This is a genomic window from Pseudomonas sp. NPDC089407 (assembly GCF_044900445.1).
Lineage (GTDB): Bacteria > Pseudomonadota > Gammaproteobacteria > Pseudomonadales > Pseudomonadaceae > Aquipseudomonas.
Genome location: NZ_JBJDNB010000024.1, coordinates 74,803 through 90,861 on the forward strand (window position 1 = coordinate 74,803; position 16,059 = coordinate 90,861).

The following is a 16,059-nucleotide window of genomic DNA, read 5'->3' on the forward strand; positions in this document are numbered from 1 at the left end:
TTGATTGCAGTCGCAGAAGGGTTTTAGATCTGGCCTGTCTATACAGACTGCTCAGGGCGCACTCATTATGCGGGTATTCAGTCGTAACCACGGAACGCGGCCGTTAGCGTTAGGCTATGCATTTTCCAAATGTGGAGAATTTGCCTTCGAGGCGGCATTTGCCGTAGCCATTGTGTCCATGACCGATGCAGACCTGTTTATGATCGGCATCGCTTATTTCTTTCGTTACTTGCCAAGCCTGATATTCTCGCCCTTGGGCGGCTGGTTGGCGGACAACGCCGACAAGAGGCTGATTTTATTTGCTGTTGAGGTGCTGAAGGCAGTGCTTGCACTCGCATGCTTTGCTTCATTTAGCTTACTCTCGCCGGCATTTTCTGTTTTGGTCGGTCTTTCAATGCTCATGACAGCGCTCGACTGCGTTTATGCGCCCACGTTTAGAGCCTACTTTCCGGATCTGGTGGAAAAGCACGAACTCGCCTCAATAAACAGCACGCTTCAAGTGATTGAGGATGCTGCCTCAATTGTCGGGCCACTCGTGTTCTCGGCATTTGTGTTGATCTTGTCTCGTGAAACGACGTTTTTGTTCTTCGCCCTGTGCCTTGTGTTGTCTGGTATTTCACTCCTCACTCTGGCTCCTGCGAGCAAAGGCCGTCGGCTTGCTTTCAATGGGCGTGTAATGGTTCGGGATACGGTTCACAGTGTGAGCCAACTCAGGTTTAGTAACGCGCCTTTGTTTGCTGTCATTGGTTGCACGACCCTTTGCGCAATGTTCGCGACCTCTGTGATTCGTTTTATTCTGCCTGCTTCGTTGTTGGAGCACTTCGACGCTGAGGCGGCGGTGGGTTACGTTTTCTCGCTTCTTGCAGCGGGTACTGTTTTAGGGGGTGTGTTCTATACACGCTTTAATCCTCGTACGAGTGCGAGATTGGTGCTGCGTTATTGGTTGCTGTACGGTGCGCTGTTTTTTGCCGCAGCTGTCGCGCTCCAGTTCAATCCTTGGCTGTTTTTGCTGATGCTGCTTCTGGTCGGCTTCATCGGTGCCTTCGTCGATATTGCCATAGTTACAAACATCCAGTGCTTGTCGAGCGAACATGAGGTTGGCAGAAACTTCTCTCTTTATTATTTTACCGCCGTCATTGGCGATGCCGTTTCGGGGTTGATTGCCAGTCTGGTCTTCATGCTTGCAGGGCCGGCAACCTTCGTATGGATGACGTTCATGTTGTTCATCGCGCCAATACGTTGGAACTTGAAAGACGTTGCCGTGCAGCCGCCCCTGGATCAGGAAGGCAAGGATTGAACACATGCTCGCCGATAAACCCCCGGCGACACCCCGTAAGCCTGCTTGAACTGCCGGCTCAAATGGCTCTGGTCAGCAAACCCCAGGTCGAACGCTACTTCTGACGCCACCAGGCCGCTCTTGAGCATTTCCCGCGCGCGGGCCAGGCGCCGCTGTTTCAGCCAGGCATGTGGCGGCAGGCCGGTGGCCTGGCGAAATACCCGGGCGAAATGAAACGGTGACAGGTTGACTGCGGCGGCCAGCGCTTCCAGTGAGGGCGGGTCGGCCAACTGGCTTTCCAGCAGTTCGCGGGCGCGGGCCACGGCCAGGGGTTCGTTGCCTGGGGCCGAGGGCTCGGCGCATTGCCCGTGGCGTTGCACCAGGGCCAGCACCGCCTGGCGCCAGGCCGTCTGTTGCTGCAGGGCACTGGCGCCGGCTTCGGAAAGCTGGTGCAGCTGGCTGAAGGCGATGGCCAGGGCCGGGTCCTGAATCACGCTGTCCTTGAAACTGGGCATGCCGTGGCGGCCCAGTTCCAGTTCGTCGAGCACGCCGGTAACCCGCTCATGCTCTGGGTAGAAGCCGCGGTAGCGCCAGCCGGCTTCATGGGCGGTGGCACCCGTGTGCAGTTCGTCGGGGTTGATCAGCACCATGCTGCCGACCGGCGCCAGGTGCTCGCTGCCACGGTGCCAGAAACGCTGGGCACCAGACTCGATCACGGTGAACACATAACCTTCGTGCACATGCGGGGCGAAGCGCTGCTGGAAGTAGCGCGCGTGCAGCATCTCGACGTCGCCCAGGGCTGGCGCCTGCCAGAGGTGTGTCTGCTCGCGCAGGGGCGTGCTCATGCCAGCCAGCTGCGCAGGAGGAAGAAGATCAACATGCTCACCAGCATGCTCAGCAATACGCTGCGGGTCAACAGCACCAGGGCGATGGCCACCAGCGAACCCAGCAGGTAGGGGTTGAGCAGGCTGAGGTTGAGCTGGTGCTCGGGCATGAAGATGATCGGGCCGCAAATGGCGGTGAGCATACCCGGCACGGCAAAGCCGAGGAACTGCCGGGCGTTGGAGCTCAGGCGCAGCGGCAGGCGTGGCTCAAGGAACGCATAGCGGTTGAGGAACACGATGGCGCCCATGGCGAAAATCAGGATCCAGGTCATGGGCGTGCTCCGGCGAATTTCTGGCAGATAAAGCCGGCACTCATGCCCAGCAGGCCTGCGGCCACCAGCGCCGTTTCCCAGTGCCAGGAGCTGAACAGCACCGAGCAGAACAGCGATACGGCCACGCACACGACGGTGGCCAGGTTGCGCACCAGCGGGGCGATCAGGGCGACGAAGGTGGCAACGATGGAGAAGTCCAGGCCGAACTGGTCCAGGTGCGGAATGCTCTGGCCCAAAAGGATGCCGGCCAGGGTAAACAGGTTCCAGGCGACATAGAAGGTCAGGCCCACCCCCAGGGCGTACCAGCGGTTGAACTGTTGCTGGTCGTACTGGCTGGTCAGGGCGAAGAATTCGTCGGTCAGCAGAAAGCCCAGGCCCAGCCGCCAACGCAGTGGCTGGCTGGACAGCACCGGGCGCATCGACAGGCCATACAGCAGGTGCTGCGAGGTCAGTAGCAGGGTCGTCAGCAGGATCGACGCGAGGTTCGCGCCGCCCTTGAGCATGCCAATGGCCACCAGTTGCGCGGCGCCGGCAAAAACGATGGCTGACAGCCCTTGGCCCTGCCAGGCGCTGAGGTTGGCTTCGATGGCCATCGAGCCGGCCAGCAAACCCCAGGGGGCGACGGCCAGGGACAGCGGGAGAATGGCGATGGCGCCGTGGAGAAAGGCTTGGCGAGCGATGTGGGGCATGATGGCTGCAGTGCGGTTACGTGGCAGGCCAGCATGCCAGACGGGGCGGGGGGTGGCTTGAACGATCTTGCTGCGTGCTGGCTGGCGTGCGGGATCCCTGTAGGAGCGGCCTTGTGTCGCGATGGGGCGCGCAGCGGCCCCGAAAATTTCTGCTTCGCCGCAAATATTGCAGGGGCCGCTGCGCGCCCCATCGCGACACAAGGCCGCTCCTACAAGGGTCAATCTTGGCCAGTAAGAGGGATCAGGGGCGGCTACTTAGATGCTGCTGTGCGGTCACGCAACCGTTGATCTCCACGGCCTTCTGCAGCAGGCTCAGGCGGTGTTGTGGGTCGAGATCGCCGAGCAGGCGGTACACTTCGGCCTGGTAATCACGCTGGCGCCCCCAGAGCATCTCGATGCCCTGGGGCCGGCTGCGGCTACAGGCCAGTCGGCTGGCAGGTTGCGGATAATAGGGGGCATACACGGTGGCCATGTTGGGAATGGCCTCGAGCGCAGTGCGGTACTCATCGCTGCTGTTGTAGGGGCGGCACCAGGTGGCGATGGCTGGCGCAGGGGCGGCAAAACCTTGCTTGAGGCTGGCTTCAAGCAGCGGGCAGGCGGCCTCCGAAATTTGTGTGGTGGGCAGGTAGGTCATGTAGTACAGCGCCAGGCGGTATTGCGCGACCGGGTGGCCCAGCTCGACCGATTTTTTCAGCAGGGCAACGGCTGTCGGCAAGGTATGCGCCATGGCCTGGCCCTGACGGTTGAGCTCGGGATCACCGCCCAAGGCGGTGCGCAGCGTGTTGCTGGCGATGTCCTGGCTGTCGGCTTGCTCCAGCAACGGCAAGGCCTGGCGGTAGAGCAGGTCGGCATGCGGGTCGATGCTGACCTCGAGCGCATGCGCAGCCAGCGGCATCAAGGTGACCACCAGCGCGGGCAGGCTTCGCACAAGGCTCACAGGTGAACCCCATGGGCAGTGAAAAGCGAATGGGCGGTTTCGAAGGTCATGGCGGTCAAGCGTGCGCCTCGGGAAAATCGGAACGACGACGTATTCTAGCCAGCCAAGGGGCTGGCCGAAAGACCGCTGTGCAATTGTCAGACGAGCCTGATGGGGGTGACGTTACGCTGGGCGTGCTTTTCCTGGGCCAGGCCAAGCTTGGCGGTGATCACCTTGGCCAAGGCATTGTTGCCCAGATCGTTCAGGTGCAGGCGGTCGATGAACAGGTCGGCACCGAACACCGGCGAGCTGCTGAGCATGCCGTTCATGTCGTAGCAGGGCACCGGGTCGGCCTGGCTCTTGATGCGGCGGAAAAACGCCGAGTGCAACTGGCTGTCGAATGCGCCGTCCAGCAGCCGATCGAAATTGCCGGGTTGCTGCTCGAGGGCGGCCAGCATGGCCTGTTCGCCCTCGGGTAGGGTTTCCCGGCACCAAGGCAGCAACGGCTGCAGGATGAAGGTGAGGGTGGCATTGCTGTCTGCCAGCAGCCGGTCCCATTGGCGCAAGGTCCGGCCAATGTTGTCAGCGGCACGTGCCAGGCGCTTTTCCGGCGAAGACAGCGTCCAACTGACCGGGGTTTCAACCGTTGGCGCAGCAAAGGCCTGGCCGATGCGCCGCCACAGCGACTGCCGACGGGGCGGTGTGGCAGGTTGCAGGCCTTCGCTGAAGCTGTTCAGAAACGCCTGGTAGGCCTTGGCGTGTTGCGCGTCGCCAGGGCTGGCGAGCACTTCACACAGGGCTTCGTGGGCCAGGCTGTTGAGGCCGCTAAGCACCACCACGTGGCCGATTTGGCCAAGACGGTGCTGGTGGGTCAGGAACATCAGCAGTTCCTGGCTGGCATTGAGCCCGCAGCCGGCCAGGCTCAGCCACACTTCACCCGTGAGCACCGACAGGTGCGAGGCCACCGTGTGCTCGTCGGAACTGGCACCGATGCCCAGGGCCGTGGAACCACCGACCAGCAGGTTGATGCGTGAGGCACCGCCGCGCTCGGCCGCCGAAAAGCGCTTGCCGGCGCAGTGGCTGTAGCGCAGGCCCAGGGCATCGGTGTTGATGGTGCCGGAGCGGTAGCCGGTTTCGTGCACGTGCACGGTGTGCGGGGCACGGCGGCTACCCAGCAGCAGAAAGCGCTGGTAGTCCTGTTGCAACGGGGCAGGAGGCGGGCTGGTGTCAGTTGTGGTCATGCGCTCTCCTGCGGGTGCGTCGGGTACTGCGCTTCACGTTCAGGCCGCCAGTTCCTTGAGGTTATACAGCAGGCCGCCAGCGGCAATCAGCAGCAGGGCAACGCCCGAGGCCAGGCTGATGACACGGTTGCTGCGCTGCGAAGCGATCTTGCCGATGGCGAAGATGTACAGGCTGAGTACGGCAAAATCGATGGCCACCCACAGCAACGACAACACCACCATGCTCTTGCCGAACGATTCGGTGATCTGGATGAACTGCGGGAAGAAGGCAATGAAGAAAATGATGTCCTTGGGGTTGGAAATACCCACCATGAAGCCCTGCAGCAGCCCGCCTCGGCCAGGCTTGGCCGCGTCGCTTGCGGCATCTTGGGCGGGTGCCTGCAAGGCCTCCTTCAGCGTGCCCACGGCGATATAGCCGATGAACAGGCAGCCGAGCAGGCTCATGATGCTGAGCCAGGCCTTGTCGATGGCGGCGCTGGTGAGGATGACCCAGGCGGCCGCGCCAATCAGCACCAGGGAGGCCCAGTTGGTGCCGACGGCGGTGAACATGGCCTTGCGCGAGCCGGAGGCGGCCGCGGTGTTGACGATCAATGCCACCACCGGGCCGGGGGTGGCGATCAGTAGCAGGACGGTGAGGGCATAGGTGGCGGTGAGTGCGGTATTCACGGTCAGTTCTCGATCAGTCTGTCAGGCGTCGCCTGGTGTGCGGCATGGGCGTGGAACGGGCAGCGTGACGGGTTGAGCGAGCCCGCCTCCTGCAGTTGATACTGCTTCCACTCGTAGTTGTCGGTATCGCCGAAAGCGCCAAGGGTGTCGGGCACGACGCCGTCGTTGTAGTGGTGCACGCGCTCGCGAATGCGTGCGCGAATGCGCCTGCCACTTTCGGTGCTGGCGTTGGCCACTTCGTCGAAGTTCTCCCGCGGGTTGATGACGAAGGTAATGTGCGGCCCCAGGTTGCGGCTTTTCATGTGCTGGTGGCCGGGGAAATTCATGTTGATGAACAGCGGCATGCCGGCATAGCAGAACGACCAGCCGGTATCGTCGGGGTCGGTCGGGATACCCTGTGGCCAAGGGTGCGGGTCGCGCGCATGCACGCCACGCAGCACCTTCCAGGCCAGTGCCTGCTGTTCACTCAGGCTGCTGCCCGCTGCAGTTTCGAGGAACACCACCAGGGGGCTGCCGATGCGCTGCTTGGGTGCAATCGGTGCGACGGTGCGCACATAATCGGCCAGGCCCTGTGCGATATCATCGGCCAGCTGTTCGGCGCGGGCGAAGAGGATGTGGCAGGTTTCGCCGTTCACCGCCTTGCGGCCGAACAGGCATGGGAATTCGGGGTTGGCGAGCGTATTGCGAAAGTGTTCTATGGTTGTGTGCGTCCAGTGTTGCGAGTTGTGACCATGTTCAGCGGTGAGCTCTAGCGCATCCAGGCGATAGCAATTTCCATATCCCGTAAACATGATTTCCCCAGGCGTTGAATTGAATGAACGTTCCAGTCATTTGCAGGCAGGATCTTGGTTATGTTTGTTATTTAGTTGCATTTTCCGAGAGCCACCTGACGTTGTAAAACGGGTGGAACTATGACCTACTATTAGTCTTACTCATGCTCGGGACGCTGCCATGTCGGAACGGATTCAGGCCCTGCACGCCCTGCGTGCCTTCGAGGTGGCCTCTCGCTATGGCTCCTTTACCCGCGCGGCGGAAGAGCTGGCCCTCACCCAAGGAGCTGTCAGCCATCACATCAAGACGCTTGAGGCCATGTTCGGCTGCGACCTGTTCGAGCGTCGCGGGCCGAAACTGAGCCTGACCGAGCACGGTCGCCTGCTGGCGCAGGAGCTGAAAGTCGGTTTCAAGATCATCGAGAATGCCTGCGCGCTGCTGCGCCAGGACCGCTATGGCCTGCGCCTGAAGGCGCCGTCCACGCTGACTGTGCGTTGGCTGCTGCGGGCGCTGGATGCGTTCAAGAAGCACGAGGACAACTGCAGCGTGCAGCTCTCGAGTGTGTGGATGGACATCGACAGCGTGGATTTCTATTCCGAGCCTTACGACTGCGCCATCCTGCTGGCCAATGGGCGCTTTCCGGCCGATATCGAGAGCTTCAAGCTGTTCGATGAATGGCTGATACCGGTGTGTCACCCGGATTACCTGACCCAGGTGCAACCGCAACTGTCCGACCTGACCCGCTGCGAATTCCTGCACCCGTCCCCCGACCGGCGCGACTGGCGGCGCTGGCTGGCGCGGATGGACGCGCTGGACATCAGCATTGACCAGGGGCAAGTGTTCGACACGCTCGACCAAGGCATCTCCGCAGCCCAGCAAGGCCTGGGCATTTCGGTGGTCGACCTGGTGCTGGCCAGTGCCGACCTGGCGGCCGGGCGCCTGGTTACACCGTTCAAGCATGCCGTGGCCACCGGCGACGGGTACTACATGACCTGGCTCAAGGCCAGCCCCAAGGCGCGGCAGATGCACAAGCTGCGCGACTTCCTTCAGGGCCAGGTGCCGCCGCTGGCCTACAAGGACATCAACTACCTGTACGGTTGAATACCCGTTCCAGCATGAAGTCGATGAACACCATCGGTTTCGTACTGTTCAACGGGCTGACCGCCTTGTCGAACAGCAACGTTCTGACGCTGGTGCTGCGCTTTTTCACAGGCGCGGCGGCAGGGCTGGCCTGGGGGCTGATTGCCGGGCATGCCCGGCGCATGGCGCCGGCAGCGCAGCAGGGCAGGGCCATGGCGTTGGCCATGCTTGGCCAGCCGATTGCCTTGTCGCTTGGCTTGCCGATCGCCACCTGGCTGGGGGCGGGGTTGGGTTGGCGCGCCACGTTTGTGGTGGTCACCCTGGTGGCGTTACTGCTGGTGGTCTGGGTATTACGCGCAGTGCCGGACTATCCGGGCCAGGCTGCCGGCAAGCGCCCGGCGGCGATGCAGGTGCTGCGCACGCCGGGGGTGTTGCTGGTGCTGCTGGTCGACCGCCATTTGCGTATGCTTGTGCTGTTGAGCCTGGCCGGTTTTGCCCTGGCCACTTTGGCCTTGGGGCAGGCCTCGTCGTGGCTGATGTACCTGAGCATTGCCTTGTGGGGGGTGACCTATGGTGGCGCACCGACCCTGTTGCAGACTGCCTGCGCCGATGCGGCGGGCGAGGGCGGTGATGTGGCGCAGTCGATGCTGGTTACGGTGTGGAACAGCGCCATTGCCCTGGGCGGGATCATTGGCGGGTTGTTGCTGAGTGGGGTAGGGGTGGAAGGGTTCGGTGGGGTTGTGCTGGGGCTGACGGCGCTGGCCTGGCTGCTGGCCTGGGCCGGGCGGGGTAATGGTTTTGTGGCTGGGAGGCGTTTGGCTTAGGGGCTTCAGCGCCTGGGAGATCGAGCGCCGCCCGCGCGGCGCTTCGCGGGGCAAGCCCGCTCCCACACTTGTTTCGGGCCAATTATTTCTGTGGGATTTGCGCGCGCCCCTCTTTGGCGCATGGCTCGATATCGCGTCGTACAAACAAGGCGGTCGCGCGCGCCTGGCACAGGATGGACTGGCCCGAAACAAATTTGGGAGCGGGCTTGCCCCGCGAAGCGCCGCGCGGGCGGCGCTCGATCTCGCAGACGCTGAAAATCTTCCGGTGAACACCTGCTGCGCTCGATCTCCCAGGCGCTAAATCGCTCACGCCATGCACTTCGCAGGTAGAATCCCCCCTGAACAGACGACCCTGAGGTTGACGCGGTGGAGTTGCAGCAGGGCTTTGTCCTGACCCGACATTGGCATGACACGCCCGAAGGCACTTGCGTGGAGTTCTGGCTGGCCACCGATCAGGGGCCACGGCAGCTGCGCCTGGCGCCGCAGGAATCGGTGGCCTTCATCCCGCAGGCGCGGGCCGAACACGCCCGTGTGTTGCTGGCCAAGGAGCCGGGGGTACAGCTCAAGCCGCTGAGCCTGAAGGACTTCGACCAGCGCCCGGTGCTGGGCCTGTATTGCCGCCAGCACCGCCAGCTGATGCAACTGGAGCAACGCCTGCGCAGTGCCGGCATCGAGGTGTTCGAAGCCGATATCCGCCCGCCGGAGCGCTACCTGATGGAGCGCTTCATCACCGCCCCGGTGCAATTCACCGGCAAACCGGATGCTCAGGGCGTACTCTGCGACGCCCAGCTCAAGCCGTTTGCAGGTTATCGCCCAGCGCTGCGGCTGGTGTCGCTGGATATCGAAACCAGCGAACGCGGTGAGTTGTACAGCATTGCCCTGGAGGGCTGCGGCCAGCGCCAGGTGTACATGCTCGGCGCGCCGAACGGCAACCCGGCAGGCGTCGACTTCGACCTGCACTACTGCGATGACCGCGCGCAGATGCTGGCCTGCCTGAACCAGTGGATGGCCGTGCACGACCCGGACGCAATCATTGGCTGGAACCTGGTCCAGTTCGACCTGCGCTTGCTGCATGAGCATGCCAAACAGTTGCAAGTGCCGTTGGCATTGGGCCGCAACGGTGCGCCCATGACCTTGCGCAGCCATGCCGGTGGCGGCCATGTGTTCGCCGATGCCCCAGGGCGTTTGTTGATCGATGGCATCGAGGCGCTGCGCTCGGCAACCTGGAGCTTCCCGTCGTTCAGCCTCGAGAGCGTCGCCCAGACCTTGCTCGGCGAAGGCAAGGCGATCGATACGCCGTACCAGCGCATGGATGAAATCAACCGCCGCTTCCGCGAGGATAAACCGGCGCTGGCGCGCTACAACCTCAAGGACTGCGAGCTGGTCACGCGCATTTTCGCCCACACCCGTCTGCTCGAATTCCTGCTGGAGCGGTCGTCGGTCACCGGCCTTGCCGTGGACCGTAGCGGGGGGGCGGTGGCTGCTTTCTGCCATTTGTACATTCCACAGATGCACCGTCTGGGCTTTGTTGCCCCCAGCCTTGGAAGCCGCCCGGACGAAGCCAGCCCGGGCGGTTTTGTGATGGACTCGCGCCCGGGGCTGTACGACTCGGTACTGGTGCTGGATTACAAGAGCCTGTATCCGTCGATCATTCGTACGTTCCTGATCGACCCGGTGGGGCTGATCGAAGGCTTGCGCCTGCCCGATGATGAATACTCGGTGGAAGGCTTCCGGGGCGGCCGCTTTTCGCGCAGCCGGCATTGCCTGCCGGCCATCGTCGAGCGGGTGTGGCAGGGGCGGGAAGCCGCCAAGCGCGAAGGCAACGCGCCGCTATCACAGGCGCTGAAAATCATCATGAATGCCTTCTACGGGGTGCTCGGTTCAAGCGGCTGCCGCTTCTTCGACCCGCGCCTGGCCTCGTCGATCACCATGCGCGGTCACCAGATCATGCGTCAGACCCGGGCGCTGATCGAGGCCGAGGGGTATGAGGTGATCTACGGCGACACCGACTCCACCTTCGTCTGGCTCAAGGGCGCCCATGGCGAGGACGCTGCGGCGGGCATCGGCCGTGCACTGGTGGCCAAGGTCAACCTGTGGTGGCGTGAACACTTGCGCGCAACCATGAACCTGGAAAGCGCGCTCGAACTGCAGTTCGAAGTGCACTACCGGCGTTTCCTGATGCCGACCATTCGGGGTACGGACGAGGGTAGCAAGAAGCGGTATGCCGGGTTGGTACAACGGGCCGACGGCAGCGAGGAAATGGTCTACAAGGGCCTGGAGTCGGTGCGTACCGACTGGTCGCCGCTGGCCCGGCAGTTTCAGCAGGAACTGTACGGGCGCATCTTCCGTGGCCAGCCGTACCGTGACTATGTGCGCCAATATGTGCAACAGACACTGGCGGGTGAACTCGATGAGCTGCTGGTGTACCGCAAGCGCCTGCGCCGGCCGTTGGCCGATTACCAGCGCAATGTGCCGCCGCATGTACGTGCCGCGCGTCTGGCTGACGAATACAACCGCCATCTGGGTCGGCCCCAGCAGTACCAGCGGGGCGGCTGGATTAGTTATCTGATCACCACGTCAGGCCCCGAACCGCTGGAAAACCAGCAGGCGCCAATTGACTACGAGCACTATTTGAGCCGCCAGTTACAGCCCGTGGCCGATGCGATCCTGCCGTTCGTTGGCGATGACTTCGCTGCCCTGACGGGCCGTCAGCTGATGTTGTTCTGAAGCTGAGGTATCTGGATAGCACTGCTGGGCCAAGGCATGCGGTTAGCGTTGCACCCTCGATGATGCAGAGGGCTGGTAATGGCTGACACAATGACATCCGTGCAGGGCGCAGTGGATACCCAGGCACTGGAACAAGGCTTTCAGGATGGCCTGATCGCCCATGCGCTGCCAGCCTGGCTGCGTAACCTTCGTGTTGCAGGTGAGTTGACCCAGGCGCGATCGACGCCGATGAGCCTGACCCCAACACAGCTGACGGCCCTGCTCGAAGCCCTTAAAACCAGCCTGCTCAGCTGGCAGCGTCTGACGCTTGAACTGCAGCGGATCGTGGATATCTTGCCGTTCTGCAAACCCCTGCTCGAGCGCGCGCTGAATGATGAACTCGGTTATCCGATCGCCAATGACGGGCTGCACCTTCGTCACCATTACTTCAGTATTTCGCCCAAACCCGACTACCCCTTTGGCCGTTTGCCCCAACAGCAGGAGGAGAGCTATGACGTGCCACTGCTCACCGCCGCACTCGCGAATTTTACCGAGGGGGAAGCACGCGGTGATGAGCTGCCGCGTCATGATCGGCTGGTTGATCGCGGCGGTGCCCCGTTTGCACCGATGACGGCGGACGCGTTTGCCCGTTGCAGCCGCAGGCTGGACCTTGGGGGGCGGTATCAGCAGCACCTGGATGGGATTCTGTCGGCTCCGGCGAGCGCTACTGCAAGTGGCTACGACGTGATGTCGTCCCTGCAAGGGCTGCACTGGTCGTCGATGTTGATCGACGCCTGCCGCGCCCGGAGCGAAGGGCGCCTGACAGCAGACGATCTTGAATCGGTGCTTGCACTGTGCCGTGAGGGCCAACCTCGCACCGTTGCCGGGCTGGAGGTTCGTGTTCGGCAGTTGACGGTGTACGGGTGCCGGCTCGAGCAGATCGTCGTGCTTGATATCTTCGACAACTTCGTCGGGTTCAAGTCCAGCACGCGGCTGCTGGTCTATATCCCGGATGATCCGGTCAGCCCGTGGAGCACTGCCACCGACCTGGACGCTTTCGTTCGCTGGACCCTGGGCAAGCGCTTGGCCGAGCAACCCTATCAACAGTTTTTCAGCCGGTTCGTCCGCCGCCGCGATCGTCCGGGATTCTTTGCGCGAGTCGGCAGCGAGTTGAAGGATGTTGCCGACTGGGCGTCCCGTGACATGGACCAGCACTTGGCAGATTATCCATTGCCGTTGTTCCCCTGTCTGGCGCAGGCGTGGATCGACCAATTCAAGGACGACGCAGCATTCATTGCCGTGCCGGTTGCCCAGGTGGACAGACAGGTCGAGCAGGCGCGCCAAGATCGGTTGCTGAACGCCGCGTGGATGATCGCCGGTGTTGTGGGGTTGTTCGTACCGGGGGTGAACAACTTGTTGGTGGCTGCAGCCGGCTGGGGCCTGCTAAAGGAGGTGTTTCATGCTGTCGAGGCCTGGCGCGAGGATGACTGCCGGGCGGTACTGGACCATGTGCTGGATGTGGTCAGGCAAGTGGTAGAGTTGGGCATCACGGCGGTAGTGATGCGCACGGTCAGGCGCCAATGGAGCCTGGCCGACCCCTTGGTGACGGCGCGCCTGGAGGGCGGCGGCGAAAAACTCTGGCGGTTCGACCTGCAGCCGTTTCGCAGTGCGCCGCCCCCGGTTCAGGCCACCGCCGATGCATTGGGGGTCTACCGCCTGGCAGGGCGGTCCTGGGTAAAGATGGAGGGGGCTTTTTTCGAGGTGCTGCCACGCGCCGATGGTGAATGGCAGATCAAACCGGTGGAGGGTCATGGGCCGCTGTTGCGGCACAACGACGCCGGGGCATGGCGCGTGTGGTGCGAACAGCCCGTGGAGTGGGACGACGTGCCGCGCATGTTCAATCGGCTGGGGGGCGCGTTCAGTCAGGTACCTGCCGAGCAGGTTGACCCGGTCATGGCGATACACGATATCGATGCCGACCATGTGCGCGGGCTGCATGTTTGCAATCGGGCGCCGGACCCCTGCCTGGTGGATACGGTAAACCGTGTTGCGATGTTCAACCGCATTCAGCGATTGGTCAACCAGTTGCGCAGCGGCGAGGGGGTGGAGGACGAAGCGTTGCTGGCCCGGGTACGGCAATGGGGCGGTGGCGAAGCGTTGGCAAATGAGGGCCTGGCTGACGAGGTCTGGCGCCGGCGCCACTCGCTACTGAGACAGTTGTACTACGAGCAGAATCCGGTGACTGCCGATACCCGTGAGCTGCGACGAGACTTTCCCGGTTTGCACCAATTGGCGGCGCAAGCGCTGCTGGACGCTGCGGGCCATGAACAGACCTACCATGCCGGCGAGCTGGCGCGCCGCATCCGGCGGGTGCGTGTGCGTGAGTCGCTGCTGTTTGACTTGCCGCAGAATCTCGATACGGCGCGTACAGTGCTGGCGGCAATCGAGCAACTGCCGGGTGCTGAAGCCGGGCCGAGCTGGCAATTAATCGATGGTAGCGCCTTGCAGCCTTTGGCCAGTACCGCAGGTGTCGGCCCAGCATTGCGGCTGCGTTTTGCGCAGGGGTTGTTCCAGTTGGAAGACCCGTTGGGTGAAGTATCAGGCTCATCCAGTTGTATCTTCGAGGTGCTGGGCCTGGGCTGCAGTGCCGGGTATCGCCAGGCGACAGGGGTAGGCGAGCCGTTTGCACAGGGCTTGCGCATCGCGGTCGCGCAGCGCGTGATGGAGGGGCAACTGGACATCGCCGAGGTGTTGAAAATGAAGCGGCCTGTCGGGCTTTTCCTGCCGCCTCAGCGGCTCGATCAGAATCGCATCGGCTATCCACTCTGCACCTTGCGCAATTGGCTGGCACCAGGCCGACGAGGGGCGCTGAACCTCGCTGCCGAGCTGCGTGATCTTTATCCTGGGTTCAGTGATGAGCAGATCGACGACTGGCTGGCCATGGCGCGCCGTTCAAATACGCCACCTGCAGCCAAACTGTTGGCATTGAAGCAACAGTTGAAGACACTGACCCGGCAATTACGCAGCTGGAAACGGGCAACGCCAAAGCTCTGGGCCTGGAGGTCGCGCAGTGAGTTTGCTCGCGGGCTGCTTGATTGCTGGCGGCGTCTTTTGCCCTCCCAGCTGACTGCTGCCGGGAATGCCTATGAACTCACATCTTTTGCCAGTAACCTCGATGAACTTCCTGTCATTCCCGCCAGCGTGGACTTTTCCCATGTAACGAGCGTTTCGCTTCGCACCCTGCAGTTGCGCAGGATTCCGGATGATTTTCTGCAAGCCTTCCGCGCTTTGACGTCGCTGAATGTAACCCACTGTCGGCTGCGCAGCCTGCCACTGTCGGCTGGGCTGGCAGAACGCCTGGAGGTTCTTGACCTTTGCGGTAACCAGATTCGTCTGGACGGGCGCGCCACTGATCTGTTGGCCCGTTGCCGTTCGCTCGTGTACCTGAACCTGTCGGACAACCCGTTACGGCGACGGTTTTCCCTTCAGCAGATGCAGCAATTACGGGTGCTGATGCTGGGCAACACCCAGCTGCAAGAAGTGCCTGAATCGCTGATGCAGGCGACAGCGTTGCATACGCTGGATCTGGGGGACAATCAAATCCGCACGTTGCCCTTCGGCTTTTATCAGTCGGCATTGTGGCGCAGCCGCCGGGTGCGGCTTGCTGGCAACCCGTTGGAAGGCGTGCAGGACACATGGAGTGACGTGACGGATGAAGCGTTGCCCACTCAGCTGCACTGGCTTGATCTGGTCAATGGCAAGGAGCGTGATCGCTTAGCCCATCTATGGAGCGGCTTGAAAAGGGACAGGCGTTCGGTGGATTTTTTCAATTTGCTGGGAAGGCTCGCATCCTCTGCCGATACCCACACCGAGGCCCTGGCCCGTTACCTGGCGCTGCGCGTGCGAATCATGATCGACTACATGAGCGCGCGCCCAGCGTTACAAACTGAACTGTACGCGCACTCGCTCACTGAGCACTGCCAAGACAACGCAACACTGCGCTTCAGTGACCTGGAGGTTCGGGTGAAGGTATGGAAGGCCATGCATGAACCGGGCGTGGAAAACCGGCAGCGGGCCTTGCTGTACGTCGGTGGCCAGTGTTGGCGCCTGGAGGTGCTGGATGAGCTGGCCTCGCTGCATGCTATCGGCGATGGCAACGCAGAAGAGTCTCTGGAATATGCCTTGGCCTATCGCCTGGGGCTGGTTGAACAACTGGATCTGCCTATTGAACATGATGAAATGCTCAACCCGAGGGTTGCCGCGTTGTCAGCACATGACCTTGCCCGCGCCGCGCACCACGTGCGGCGCTTGCAGACGGTCGATGCGTTGGCGGACTTCCTGTTGAGGCAGCGCTTCTGGACGGAGTACCTGGCGCAAACGCATGAGGCTTCTCTGCAAGTGCCGCAGTCTCTGCACGATGAGGTGGAGGCACTGGACGCACGCGGGGCGCCGAAGCAGGAGTATGACCAGCTGCAAGCGCGAATGCAGCAGCGTATGTTGCACACGCAGCGGCAGCTGACGCGTGAAGCGATCAGCAGTTCGCTGCCTGCTGTTGCATTGCGCCCGCCAGTGCCTCTGGGCTGAAGCCTGATAACCGCACTTGATCAGAGGGTGCGGTAGATAACTACGCTACGGTCTGTCGGCTTTTTTCTTAACGTCGAGCCTTTGCAACAGACAGAGGTTCGAAAAGGTGGCCACGTTCACGTCAGAACAATTACCGCGCGTTGATGTACT

At 62.2% G+C, this 16,059-nt stretch carries 11 protein-coding genes and 1 pseudogene; 5 read left to right on the top strand and 7 right to left on the bottom strand.

The genetic code is table 11. The annotated features are described in order from the left end of the window. Nucleotides 1-67: 67 nt before the first annotated feature. A complete protein-coding gene (locus ACI2KG_RS18805) occupies nucleotides 68-1,297 on the top strand; it encodes an MFS transporter (RefSeq protein ID WP_404662909.1) in 1,230 nt (409 codons plus the stop codon). On the opposite strand, the gene ACI2KG_RS18810 is transcribed toward ACI2KG_RS18805, so the two are convergent. The 7 genes from ACI2KG_RS18810 to ACI2KG_RS18840 all read right to left on the bottom strand — a co-directional run bounded on the left by ACI2KG_RS18810 (nucleotide 1,279) and on the right by ACI2KG_RS18840 (nucleotide 6,735). After that, nucleotides 1,279-2,121, bottom strand: a complete 843-nt coding sequence (locus ACI2KG_RS18810; protein ID WP_404662910.1) for an AraC family ligand binding domain-containing protein — start codon at nucleotides 2,119-2,121, stop codon at nucleotides 1,279-1,281. The two genes, ACI2KG_RS18805 and ACI2KG_RS18810, sit on opposite strands and share 19 nt — an antisense overlap. Continuing rightward, complete coding sequence (locus ACI2KG_RS18815) at nucleotides 2,118-2,432, bottom strand: AzlD domain-containing protein (protein WP_112252371.1); 315 nt, start codon at nucleotides 2,430-2,432, stop codon at nucleotides 2,118-2,120. Before ACI2KG_RS18815 ends, ACI2KG_RS18810 begins: the two co-directional genes overlap by 4 nt. After that, complete coding sequence (locus ACI2KG_RS18820; RefSeq protein WP_404662911.1) at nucleotides 2,429-3,121, bottom strand: AzlC family ABC transporter permease; 693 nt, start codon at nucleotides 3,119-3,121, stop codon at nucleotides 2,429-2,431. Before ACI2KG_RS18820 ends, ACI2KG_RS18815 begins: the two co-directional genes overlap by 4 nt. Before the next feature lie 241 nt (nucleotides 3,122-3,362). Further along, nucleotides 3,363-4,058, bottom strand: a complete 696-nt coding sequence (locus tag ACI2KG_RS18825; RefSeq protein ID WP_404662912.1) for a sel1 repeat family protein — start codon at nucleotides 4,056-4,058, stop codon at nucleotides 3,363-3,365. 137 nt (nucleotides 4,059-4,195) lie between these two features. After that, nucleotides 4,196-5,278, bottom strand: coding sequence for a hypothetical protein (locus ACI2KG_RS18830; RefSeq protein WP_404662913.1), 1,083 nt, complete (start codon nucleotides 5,276-5,278; stop codon nucleotides 4,196-4,198). A gap of 39 nt (nucleotides 5,279-5,317) precedes the next feature. Beyond that, nucleotides 5,318-5,944, bottom strand: a complete 627-nt coding sequence (locus ACI2KG_RS18835; protein ID WP_400617367.1) for a LysE family translocator — start codon at nucleotides 5,942-5,944, stop codon at nucleotides 5,318-5,320. A 2-nt stretch (nucleotides 5,945-5,946) separates the two neighbouring features. Further along, entirely contained in the window at nucleotides 5,947-6,735 is a 789-nt protein-coding gene (locus ACI2KG_RS18840) for a YqcI/YcgG family protein (RefSeq protein ID WP_404662914.1), read from the bottom strand. A gap of 160 nt (nucleotides 6,736-6,895) precedes the next feature. Between ACI2KG_RS18840 and ACI2KG_RS18845 the strand changes: the two genes are divergently transcribed. The 4 genes and pseudogenes from ACI2KG_RS18845 to ACI2KG_RS18860 all read left to right on the top strand — a co-directional run bounded on the left by ACI2KG_RS18845 (nucleotide 6,896) and on the right by ACI2KG_RS18860 (nucleotide 15,909). Beyond that, nucleotides 6,896-7,816 carry a LysR substrate-binding domain-containing protein gene (locus tag ACI2KG_RS18845; protein WP_404662915.1) on the top strand — a complete coding sequence of 307 codons (921 nt, stop codon included), beginning with the start codon at nucleotides 6,896-6,898 and terminating at the stop codon, nucleotides 7,814-7,816. 32 nt (nucleotides 7,817-7,848) lie between these two features. After that, a pseudogene (locus ACI2KG_RS18850) lies at nucleotides 7,849-8,619 on the top strand (MFS transporter); the annotation flags it as partial. Nucleotides 8,620-8,985: 366 nt separating this feature from the next. Beyond that, complete coding sequence (locus ACI2KG_RS18855; RefSeq protein WP_404662916.1) at nucleotides 8,986-11,346, top strand: DNA polymerase II; 2,361 nt, start codon at nucleotides 8,986-8,988, stop codon at nucleotides 11,344-11,346. A 90-nt stretch (nucleotides 11,347-11,436) separates the two neighbouring features. Then, the gene (locus ACI2KG_RS18860; RefSeq protein WP_404662917.1) at nucleotides 11,437-15,909 is read left to right on the top strand and encodes an NEL-type E3 ubiquitin ligase domain-containing protein; all 4,473 of its coding nucleotides are present in this window, start codon (nucleotides 11,437-11,439) and stop codon (nucleotides 15,907-15,909) included. Nucleotides 15,910-16,059 lie beyond the last annotated feature (150 nt).

Coding starts and splice junctions, on each gene's coding strand:
- ACI2KG_RS18805 (WP_404662909.1), top strand. CDS start 68: ATGCGGGTATTCAGTCGTAACCACGGAACGCGGCCGTTAGCGTTAGGC.
- ACI2KG_RS18810 (WP_404662910.1), bottom strand. CDS start 2,121: ATGAGCACGCCCCTGCGCGAGCAGACACACCTCTGGCAGGCGCCAGCC.
- ACI2KG_RS18815 (WP_112252371.1), bottom strand. CDS start 2,432: ATGACCTGGATCCTGATTTTCGCCATGGGCGCCATCGTGTTCCTCAAC.
- ACI2KG_RS18820 (WP_404662911.1), bottom strand. CDS start 3,121: ATGCCCCACATCGCTCGCCAAGCCTTTCTCCACGGCGCCATCGCCATT.
- ACI2KG_RS18830 (WP_404662913.1), bottom strand. CDS start 5,278: ATGACCACAACTGACACCAGCCCGCCTCCTGCCCCGTTGCAACAGGAC.
- ACI2KG_RS18840 (WP_404662914.1), bottom strand. CDS start 6,735: ATGTTTACGGGATATGGAAATTGCTATCGCCTGGATGCGCTAGAGCTC.
- ACI2KG_RS18845 (WP_404662915.1), top strand. CDS start 6,896: ATGTCGGAACGGATTCAGGCCCTGCACGCCCTGCGTGCCTTCGAGGTG.
- ACI2KG_RS18860 (WP_404662917.1), top strand. CDS start 11,437: ATGACATCCGTGCAGGGCGCAGTGGATACCCAGGCACTGGAACAAGGC.